Genomic DNA, 9571 nt, shown 5'->3' with positions numbered 1-9571 from the left:
CGGCTGCGCAGTGCGATCGGCAGCCACGGCACCGCCGCCCTCAGCGCGCAGGCGCTGGGCCAGCAGGGCGACGTCCACTACAACCTGGCGGCCACCCATTTCAGCACCGACGGCTACCGCGACCATAGCCACGCCCAGCGCACCACCTTCAACGCCAAGATCGGCATCGACCTGGCGCCCGGGCGGCGCCTGGACCTGCTGCTCAACGCGCTGGAGGCGCCCGATGCGCAGGATCCGCTGGGCCTGAGCCGCGCCCAGGTCGCCGCCGACCCGCGCCAGGCCACCGCCGCCGCCGGCCAGTTCGACACCCGCAAGTCCACCCGCCAGGTGCAGGCCGGCGCGATCTTCACCCAGCAGGTGGACCAGCAGACCTGGCGGCTGATGGGCTACGCCGGGCGCCGCGACGTCACCCAATACCTCTCGGTCCCGGTGGGCGCGCAGAGCAACCCGCTCAATGCCGGCGGCGTGATCGACCTGGACGGCGACTACGGCGGCCTCGACGCGCGCTGGGCCTGGCAGGGCGAACTGGGCGGCCGCCCGTTCCAGTTCACCGTCGGCGCCAATGCCGACCGCCAGCAACAGCACCGCACCGGCTACGAGAACTTCGTCGGCAGCACGCTCGGGGTGAAGGGCCGGCTGCGCCGCGACCAGCAGGACCGGGTGGAGAACGTGGACCAGTTCGCCCAGGCCTGGTGGCAGTTCGCCGAGCGCTGGTCGCTGCTGGCCGGGCTGCGCCACAGCCAGGTGCGTTTCCGCTCGAACGATGCCTACATCGTCGGCCGCAATCCCGACGACAGCGGCCGCACCGACTATGCCGCGACCACGCCGGTGGCCGGGCTGGTGTTCCGCGTCACCGACGACCTGCGGCTCTACGCCTCGGCCGGGCGCGGGTTCGAGACCCCGACCTTCAACGAGCTGGGCTACCGCCGCGACGGCGGCGCCGGTCTGGCGCTGGACCTGGCCGCCGCGCGCAGCCAGAACCTGGAACTGGGCGCGAAGTGGCGCAACGCCGCCGGCGCCCGTTGGGACGCGGCGCTGTTCCGCGCCACCACCGAGGACGAGCTGGCGGTGGCCAGCAACACCAACGGCCGCAGCACCTACCGCAACATCGGCCGCACCCGCCGCCAGGGCGCCGAGACCAGCCTGACCCTGCCGCTCGGCGCCAGCGCGCAACTGCAGGTGGCCTACACCTGGCTGCAGGCGACGGTGCGCCAGGCCTACCTGACCTGCGCCAGCAGCGGCTGCGCGAGGCCGACCGCGGTGGTGGCCGCCGGCACGCGCCTGCCCGGCGTGCCGCAGCAGCAACTGTTCGCGCGCTGGCAGTGGCAGCCGCGCGCCTGGCAATTCGCGGTGGAGGGCGTGGCCGCCGGCGACACCGTGGTCAACGACCTGGCCAGCGAGGCCGCGCCCGGCTACGCCCTGCTCAACCTGGAAGCGGCGCGGCGCTGGACCACCGCGCACGGCACCCTGCGCACCTTCGCGCGCATCGACAACGCGTTCGATCGCCGCTACATCGGCTCGGTCATCGTCAACGACGGCAACGGCCGTTACTACGAGCCGGGCCCCGACCGCAGCTACACGGTCGGCTTGCAGTGGGACTTGCCGCACTAGCGGCGAACGCCTGCCGGTCTGGCGAGGCTTTCGCTCGCGGCTGCGTGGCGAGGCGGCTGCGCATCCGCTTGGTTCTGGCGACCATTCGGCGATGGCCTGCCGCAGCTGTACGCCGACGACGGTCGATGCGTCCATCAGCATCTGCACCTGTCGAACGACGGCAAGTGCGAGGCGCAGCTGCAGCGCGAGGCGAACGCGATAGCGGCACTGCGGAAGAAGGCGCCTGGCAGCCGCGTATGAATCATCGGAGGCGATGCCGCGCCTGGCTTGAGCGAACGCCAGGTGCCGCGCGTCTACATGCTGCGCCGCGCATGCAAGTCGTCTACCAAACGCGCTGCACCTGTCTACGCGAACCGGCGGCGGACGCTGGCGGCGTTCTTCGCGGCGGCGCTAGCGTAATGCCACCCCCGCATACCGCCACGCCTCTCCAGGAGACGCACCATGAGCACATCCGACGACAGCCGCGACAACGCCGGCACCAAGAGCAAACCCGCGTTGGCCGAAGGCGTCAGCGCCACGCCGTACCAAGGCACCTTCACGGTGGTCAATTGCACCGGCCAGACGATCAACAACGTCAGCGTCAAGCACACCTGCGGCAACTACATGGATCCGGCCGCTTCGGCGTCGCTGCCGCCGGGCGGCACGATCGCCTCCGTGCCGCTGCGGGCGCAGACCGGCTCCAACGACTACTGGAACCTGTCGTTCCAGATGAGCGACGGCAGCTCGCGTAGCCGCAACAGCAAGCAATGCAACTACGTGCAGAGCGATGCGCCGGGGACCTGCATCATCGCGCTGTACGCCAGCAGCTTCAGTGTGCTGACGCCGGTCAGCTCACCGTGCATGAACAACAGCTACGACTGAGCGATCGCATGCCCGGCCGCTGCTGTCGCGACGTCGGCAGCGGCAGGGCATTGCCCGCGGTGGCGAGCGTGCGCCTCGCCACGCAGCGTGCGGGCGCGGCGACATCGCGACCGCCGTCCGCGTCAACTGCGCATGATCGATACCCCGCCGTCGACCAGCATCGCGCTGCCGGTCACGAACGCGGCTTCGTCCGAGGCCAGGAACAGCGCGGCCCGTGCCAGTTCGTCCGGCTGCGCCAGGCGTTTGAGCGCATGCAGCTGCGCGACCTGCGCCAGCGCTTCCGGCGTGCCGTTCATCGCCTCCGCCATCGGCGTGTGCGTGCCGCCCGGCAGCAAGGCGTTGACCCGGATCGCCTGCGGCCCGAATTCCGCTGCCAGCGCCTGGGTCAGGCCGATCAGGCCGGCCTTGCTGGCGGCATAGGCGGCGGTGCACGGGAAGCCGACGGTGTGGCCGACGAAGGTCGAGGTGAAGATCAACGACCCGCCGCCGCGTGCCAGCATCGCCGGAATCTGATGCTTGGCGCCGAAGAATGCGCCGCTGAGATTGGTATCGAGCGCGTCGCGCCAGGCCTGCGCCTGCAGCTGCGTGGTCGGCACCAGCGTGCCCAGGGTGCCGGCGTTGTTGAAGCCGATGTCCAGCCCGCCGAAGCGCGTGTTCGCCAGCGCCACCAACGCCTGCGCATAGGCCTCCTCGCGGACGTCGCCGGCCAGCCACGCGGCCTGGCCGCCGGCGTCCTCGATCTGCGCAGCGAGCGTCTGCAGCAGTGCACCGCGGCGCGCGCCCAGCACCACGCAGGCGCCTTCGCGCGCGAACAGGTGCGCCGCGGCGTGGCCGATGCCGGAACTGGCGCCGGTGATGAGCGCGATCTTGCCGTGCAAGCGTTGCATGTGAAGCTCCATGGTTGCGAAGGAGCCTGGAGCATCGCCGGCATCACCGCGCGCTGCTCGCCGTGTTCGGACGCGGCAGTCGTGGGCGATGTGTTCCGTCAGAAAGAGGTCATGGATGCGAGAGCGGTTTCCAACCGATGAGGGGTCTGTGGGAGGGCTGTCGCGGCGAAAGGGCGCTCCAGTCGCGCGCGTTGCTGCGGTTCGGTGGAAACCGCGCTGCGCTGTAGGAGCAGCGTCAGCCGCGACTGACATGACCGATAACGCCGTGTCGCGGCTGCAGCCGCTCCTACGGGACGTGCGACGTCGACGACCGCGTAAGGCGCAGCCGGCGATATGCCGCCTCAGTGCGTCCCCAACTGCAGCCGTCGGTACAGCGTGCTGCGGCTGATGCCGAGCCGGCGTGCGGCCTGCGAGACGTTGCCGTTGCAGGCATCCAGGGCCTGGCGCATGGCGCCGAGCGCGAGACTGTCGAGGTCGGCATCGGGCAACGGCATCGCGGTGCCGTCGTTGCTGCCCTGCTCTCCCGCGCGCACGCCGGGCAGATAGGCCGGCAAGGCATCGGCATCGACCAGCGCATCCGCTTCGCTCAACGCCACCAGGGTGCGCAGGCACGCCACCAGCTGGCGCAGATTGCCCGGCCACGCGTAGGCGCTCAGCGTCGCCAGGGCCGCCTCGGTCAGGCGCCTGCCCTGGCCAAGCCGTGTCCACAGCTCGGCGACGAGCGCGCGTCGGTCCGGATGCGCACGCAGTGCCGGAATCTGCACGCAGTGGTGGGCGATGCGGTAGTACAGATCGGGCCGGAAGCGCTGCTCGGCCATCGCCGCGTCCAGATCGCGGTGGGTGGCGCAGACCAGGGCGAAATCCAGCTTCACCGGCTTGCCGCCGCCCAGCGGCAGCAGTTCGCGTTCCTGCAGCACGCGCAGCAGCCGCGGCTGCAAGGCCAGCGGCATGTCGCCGATCTCGTCCAGGAACAGCACGCCGCCGTCGGCCTGGCGCAGCAGGCCCGGGTTGCCGTGCTTGCGCGCGCCGGTGAAGGCGCCATCCTCGTAGCCGAACAGTTCCGCTTCGATCAGCCCCTCGGGCAGCGCCGCGCAGTTGACCGCCACGAACGGGCGCCCGGCGCGGGCGCTGCGCCGGTGCAATTCGCGCGCGAACACTTCCTTGCCGGTGCCAGTCTCGCCCTGCACCAGCACCGGCAGTTGCGCATCGAGCACGCGCCGCGCGCGTTCCAGCGCCAGTTCCTGCGCCGCGTCGAACAGCGGCGCGTCGGACGCCGCCGCCGCCGAAGGCCGCGACGCCACGGTCACGGTGATCGGCGCCTGCTGCGGGCGTCGCCGCGGACGATCGTCGGCCGGGCTGTCGATGCGTCCGTGCAGCGCCCGCCCCTGCAGGTCGAACACGCTGCCCTGCTGGCGCAGCCGCGACAGCGGCTCTTCGAACAGCGCTTCGTAGGGCGCACGGCCGAGTTCGTGGCGCTCCAGGCCGAACAGCCGCAACCCGGCCTGGTTGGCGGCCACCAGGCGGCCGTTGCGGAACGCCAGCAGCGCTTCGCGCGCCGTGCCGAGCAGCGCCGGGTCGTGGTGCACGCGCAGCAGTTCGCAGCCGGGGATGCCGTCGTCGAAATAGCGGTGTTCGATGTTGGCCACCGCCATCCGCGCCAGTGCCAGCGCATGCATGTGCTGCACGCTGGCGTCGCCGGAGATGTCGAGCACGCCGGCCAGGGCGCCGTACGGATCGAAGATCGGCACCGCCGCGCAACTGAGGATCTGGTGCGGGGCGAAGTAGTGTTCGCCACCGCGCACTTCCACCGAACGGCTTTCGACGATGGCGGTGCCGATCGCGTTGGTGCCGACCTGGGGTTCGCTCCAGCATGCGCCGGGCATCAGCGCCACCCTGCCCGCCTTGTCGAGGAAGCGCGGGCTGCCTTCGGCGTCGAGGATCCAGCCGGCCTCGTCGGTGAGCAGCACGATGCTGCCGGTGGCCGCGGCGTCGCCGGCCAGGCCTTCCAGTTCGGCGCGGGCCAGCCGCCACAGCCGCTCGTGCGCCTCGCGCAGGGCGCGTAGGCGCGAGGCTTCCAGCGGTTCGATCGCAGGCTTCGCGTCAGCGGCCAGGCCCAGGCGCTGGCAGCGCTGCCACGACTGCAGGATGGTGTCGGGCACCTGCCCGACCGGCGCGCCGCCGCGTTCGAAGAAGGCCCGGCGGGCCTGGCCGAGTTGGTGTTGCGAGGGATGCTGCGCCATGTCCGGCTCCGCTGTCGCAGATTGCGACACCTGGTGATACGGGTGTTCCGATAAACAGCACATCCGCCGACGCAGCGCAATCGACAGACGTGACGCGACGCAGCAAAACCGCAGGGGGTGCGTCGGTGTGTCGTGGTGCGACCGCGTGACGCGGCGCAGCACGCAAAACCTGGCATCGGACTTGCGCACATGCCGCTACCGGACGGCCCCGCCCGTCCTTTCCGACCGCCGAAGGAGAACACCATGAATGCCGTCAGCACCGCCAAGCCGCATGCCACCGATCCACAGTCCATCTTCAAGTCGCGCTACGGCAACTTCATCGGCGGCAAGTGGGTGGAGCCGAAGAGCGGGCAGTACTTCGACAACAGCACGCCGATCACCGGCAAGGTGTTCACTTCGGTGGCGCGCTCCAACGCCGAGGACATCGAGGCGGCGCTGGACGCCGCGCACGGCGCCAAGGACGCCTGGGGCAAGAGCTCCAGCACCGAGCGCAGCAACGTGCTGTTGAAGATCGCCGACCGCATCGAGCAGAACCTGGAGCTGCTGGCCTATGCCGAGACCTGGGACAACGGCAAGCCGGTGCGCGAGACGCTCAACGCCGACGTGCCGCTGTGCGTGGACCACTTCCGCTACTTCGCCGGCGCGGTGCGCGCGCAGGAAGGCGGCATCTCCGAGATCGACCACGACACCATCGCCTATCACTTCCACGAACCGCTCGGCGTGGTCGGGCAGATCATCCCGTGGAACTTCCCGCTGCTGATGGCGTGCTGGAAGCTGGCGCCGGCGCTGGCCGCCGGCAACTGCGTGGTGATGAAGCCGGCCGAGCAGACCCCGGCCTCGATCCTGGTGCTGATGGAGGTGATCGGCGACCTGCTGCCGCCGGGCGTGCTCAACGTGGTCAACGGCTTCGGCCTGGAAGCGGGCAAGCCGCTGGCCAGCAACCCGCGCATCGCCAAGATCGCCTTCACCGGCGAGACCACCACCGGCCGGCTGATCATGCAGTACGCCAGCCAGAACCTGATTCCGGTGACGCTGGAGCTGGGCGGCAAGTCGCCCAACATCTTCTTCGCCGACGTGATGGCCGAGGATGACGACTTCCTCGACAAAGCGGTGGAAGGCTTCGTGCTGTTCGCCTTCAACCAGGGCGAAGTCTGCACCTGTCCGTCGCGCGCGCTGATCCAGGAGTCGATCTACGAGCGCTTCATGGAGAAGGTGCTCAAGCGCGTGGCGGCGATCAAGCAGGGCAATCCGCTCGATCCCAATACCATGGTCGGCGCGCAGGCCTCCAGCGAGCAGTTGGAGAAGATCCTGTCCTACATCGACATCGGCAAGCAGGAAGGCGCCGAGGTGCTGATCGGCGGCGAACGCAACGCGCTGGATGGCGAGCTGGCCGGCGGCTTCTACGTCATGCCGACGGTGTTCAAGGGGCATAACAAGATGCGCGTGTTCCAGGAGGAGATCTTCGGCCCGGTGGTGTCGGTGACCACCTTCAAGGACGAGGCGGACGCGCTGGCAATCGCCAACGACACGCTGTACGGCCTGGGTGCCGGCGTGTGGAGCCGCGATGCCGCGCGGCTGTACCGCATGGGCCGGGCGATCCAGGCCGGGCGGGTGTGGACCAACTGCTACCACGCCTATCCGGCGCATGCCGCGTTCGGCGGCTACAAGCAGTCGGGCATCGGCCGCGAGAACCACAAGATGATGCTCGACCACTACCAGCAGACCAAGAACCTGCTGGTCAGCTACTCACCGAAGGCGCTGGGCTTCTTCTGACCCGCCGGGCAGGGCGGCGGCACGCGCACAGGCGTGTCGTCGCCTTGCCGCCAACTGATCTGGATCAAGGCAATCCGTCGCCGGTCGCGCGATGGTGACATCACCCGTTTTTCTCAGGAGCGTTGCAATGGACAAGACGATGAAAGCCGCCGTGGTGCGTGAGTTCGGCAAGCCATTGGTGATCGAGGAAGTGACGGTGCCGCGGCCGCAGGCCGGCGACATCCTGGTCAAGATCGAAGCCTGCGGCGTGTGCCATACCGACCTGCATGCGGCCGAGGGCGACTGGCCGGTGAAACCGAACCCGCCGTTCATCCCCGGCCACGAGGGCGTGGGCCATGTGGTGGCAGTCGGCGCCGGCGTGGACCACGTCAGGGAAGGCGATCGCGTCGGCATTCCGTGGCTGTACTCGGCCTGCGGCCATTGCGAGCATTGCCTGGGCGGCTGGGAAACCCTGTGCGAGGCGCAGCAGAACACCGGCTACTCGGTCAACGGCGGCTTCGCCGAATATGCCCTGGCCAATGCCAACTACGTCGGCCACCTGCCGAAGAACATCGGCTTCGTCGAGATCGCGCCGATCCTGTGCGCCGGCGTCACCGTGTACAAGGGCCTGAAGGTCACCGACACCAAGCCCGGCAACTGGGTGGTGATCTCCGGCATTGGCGGTCTCGGCCACATGGCCGTGCAGTACGCCAAGGCGATGGGCCTGAACGTGGCCGCGGTCGACGTGGACGACGCCAAGCTGGCGCTGGCCACGCGTCTGGGCGCGACGGTGACGGTGAACGCGCGCACCACCGATCCGGTCGCGTACCTGAAGAAGGAAATCGGTGGCGCGCACGGTGCGCTGGTCACCGCGGTCTCGCCGAAGGCGTTCGAGCAGGCCATCGGCATGGTCCGCCGCGGCGGTACCGTCTCGCTCAACGGCCTGCCGCCGGGCCAGTTCCCGCTGGACATCTTCGGCATGGTGCTCAACGGCGTGACCGTGCGCGGCTCGATCGTCGGCACCCGCCTGGACCTGCAGGAATCGCTGGAATTCGCCGAGCAGGGCAAGGTCGCCGCGACCGTGGCCACCGACACCCTGGACAACGTCAACGACGTGTTCGCGCGCATGCACGCCGGCAAGATCGAAGGCCGCATCGTGCTGGACATGGCCGCCTGATGGACGCGTCCGCGCCCGCTGACGCGCTGCCGCCGCAGGTGCTGGCGACGCTGCCGGCCCTGCAGCTGATCGCCAAGCTGCGGGCGCGGCACGGCGCGCTGCTGTTCCATCAGTCGGGCGGCTGCTGCGATGGTTCCTCGCCGATGTGCTACCCGCAGGACGACTTCATCGTCGGCGACCGCGACGTGCTGCTGGGCGAGATCGGGCAGGCGCCGTTCTACATCAGCCCGTCGCAGTTCGCCTACTGGAAGCACACCCAGCTGATCATCGACGTCGTGCCCGGGCGTGGCGGCATGTTTTCCCTGGAGAACGGCGAGGGCGTGCGCTTCCTGGTGCGCTCGCGGCTGTTCAGCGACAGCGAGTACGCCGCGCTGGAGGCGGCGGGGAAGGTGTAGTGGCGGAAGGCACGCGGTGCAGCGAGTTCTTCTGCACCGTGTTTCCGATCCTATCGATGGAAGCGCTGCCCGCCGGCCCCTCCTTGTTGGAGGGACTTCAGTCCCGACTGCAGTGCAGTCGGACGCGCCGATGATGTCGCTCGTCGCGGCTGATGTTGCAGTCGAGATTTTTGAGGTGCCCTGAAGTCATTTCCACACCGATGCTGGCAGGACGCCAGACTTCGATGCGCTACGACGCCTTCGGCGCCTTCGCCGGCACGAACGGCGACACCGGATCGCTGGCGGGGAAGGTCTCTTCCAGGGCTTCGTCCTGGTTGGCGTCGGCATGCCGTCCGTGCGCCGTGTCGGGTGTCGAATGCGCCGGCGTGTCCTGCGGGGCAAGGCGGTTCTCGCCGGTGCGCGGTTCGTGTTCGACGATGGTCTCGGGGCGGTCGCCGGCGCCGCGGTCTTCGCGGTCCTGCGTCTGGCGCTTGCCGCGCTGTTCGCCGGGGACGGGCGCGGCCTGGCGCAGCGGATCGGTGGGCGTGGACATGTCCGGTTCCTCCAGGGAATGGCGGAGGTCCAGTTCACCGCTGACGCGGTGAAGCCATTGCGAATCGCGCATCCTCCACGGATCGGTCACGGGTCGCTAACGGCCGCAGCGCTACT

General features: G+C 69.5%; 8 protein-coding genes. 5 read left to right on the top strand and 3 right to left on the bottom strand.

Annotated features, from left to right (window positions below; translation table 11 throughout):
- Both D180_RS04255 and D180_RS04250 read left to right on the top strand, forming a co-directional pair.
- Nucleotides 1–1611, top strand: a 1611-nt coding sequence (locus D180_RS04255; RefSeq protein ID WP_017911815.1) for a TonB-dependent receptor, incomplete at its 5' end; no start/stop codon positions are given.
- A gap of 441 nt (nt 1612–2052) precedes the next feature.
- A complete protein-coding gene (locus D180_RS04250; RefSeq protein WP_017910076.1) occupies nt 2053–2472 on the top strand; it encodes a hypothetical protein in 420 nt (139 codons plus the stop codon).
- Nucleotides 2473–2594: 122 nt separating this feature from the next.
- Here the strand turns inward: D180_RS04250 and D180_RS04245 are convergent, their stop codons facing one another.
- Entirely contained in the window at nt 2595–3359 is a 765-nt protein-coding gene (locus D180_RS04245; protein WP_017911814.1) for an SDR family oxidoreductase, read from the bottom strand.
- Nucleotides 3360–3700: 341 nt separating this feature from the next.
- Nucleotides 3701–5599, bottom strand: a complete 1899-nt coding sequence (locus tag D180_RS04240; protein WP_017911813.1) for a sigma-54-dependent Fis family transcriptional regulator — start codon at nt 5597–5599, stop codon at nt 3701–3703.
- A 243-nt stretch (nt 5600–5842) separates the two neighbouring features.
- Between D180_RS04240 and adh the strand changes: the two genes are divergently transcribed.
- The 3 genes from adh to D180_RS04225 all read left to right on the top strand — a co-directional run bounded on the left by adh (nt 5843) and on the right by D180_RS04225 (nt 8923).
- The gene (gene adh / locus D180_RS04235) at nt 5843–7372 is read left to right on the top strand and encodes an aldehyde dehydrogenase (RefSeq protein WP_017911812.1); all 1530 of its coding nucleotides are present in this window, start codon (nt 5843–5845) and stop codon (nt 7370–7372) included.
- 127 nt (nt 7373–7499) lie between these two features.
- Nucleotides 7500–8528, top strand: coding sequence for an alcohol dehydrogenase AdhP (adhP, locus tag D180_RS04230; RefSeq protein ID WP_017911811.1), 1029 nt, complete (start codon nt 7500–7502; stop codon nt 8526–8528).
- Nucleotides 8528–8923, top strand: coding sequence for a DUF779 domain-containing protein (locus D180_RS04225; protein WP_017910071.1), 396 nt, complete (start codon nt 8528–8530; stop codon nt 8921–8923). The genes adhP and D180_RS04225 overlap by 1 nt, the downstream gene beginning before the upstream one ends.
- Before the next feature lie 229 nt (nt 8924–9152).
- Here D180_RS04225 and D180_RS04220 read toward each other — a convergent pair whose 3' ends face one another.
- Nucleotides 9153–9455 carry a hypothetical protein gene (locus D180_RS04220; protein WP_043090452.1) on the bottom strand — a complete coding sequence of 101 codons (303 nt, stop codon included), beginning with the start codon at nt 9453–9455 and terminating at the stop codon, nt 9153–9155.
- Nucleotides 9456–9571 lie beyond the last annotated feature (116 nt).

Origin of the sequence: Xanthomonas sp. SHU 166 (genome assembly GCF_000364685.1) — a bacterium.
Classification (GTDB): Bacteria; Pseudomonadota; Gammaproteobacteria; order Xanthomonadales; family Xanthomonadaceae; genus Xanthomonas_A; species Xanthomonas_A sontii.
This window is presented reverse-complemented; position numbering and strand designations above follow the sequence as displayed.

What these genes read in the sequence shown, in the direction of transcription:
- D180_RS04220 (WP_043090452.1), bottom strand. Translation starts at nt 9,455, where the DNA reads ATGTCCACGCCCACCGATCCGCTGCGCCAGGCCGCGCCCGTCCCCGGC.
- D180_RS04250 (WP_017910076.1), top strand. Translation starts at nt 2,053, where the DNA reads ATGAGCACATCCGACGACAGCCGCGACAACGCCGGCACCAAGAGCAAA.
- adhP (WP_017911811.1), top strand. Translation starts at nt 7,500, where the DNA reads ATGGACAAGACGATGAAAGCCGCCGTGGTGCGTGAGTTCGGCAAGCCA.
- D180_RS04245 (WP_017911814.1), bottom strand. Translation starts at nt 3,359, where the DNA reads ATGCAACGCTTGCACGGCAAGATCGCGCTCATCACCGGCGCCAGTTCC.
- adh (WP_017911812.1), top strand. Translation starts at nt 5,843, where the DNA reads ATGAATGCCGTCAGCACCGCCAAGCCGCATGCCACCGATCCACAGTCC.
- D180_RS04240 (WP_017911813.1), bottom strand. Translation starts at nt 5,599, where the DNA reads ATGGCGCAGCATCCCTCGCAACACCAACTCGGCCAGGCCCGCCGGGCC.
- D180_RS04225 (WP_017910071.1), top strand. Translation starts at nt 8,528, where the DNA reads ATGGACGCGTCCGCGCCCGCTGACGCGCTGCCGCCGCAGGTGCTGGCG.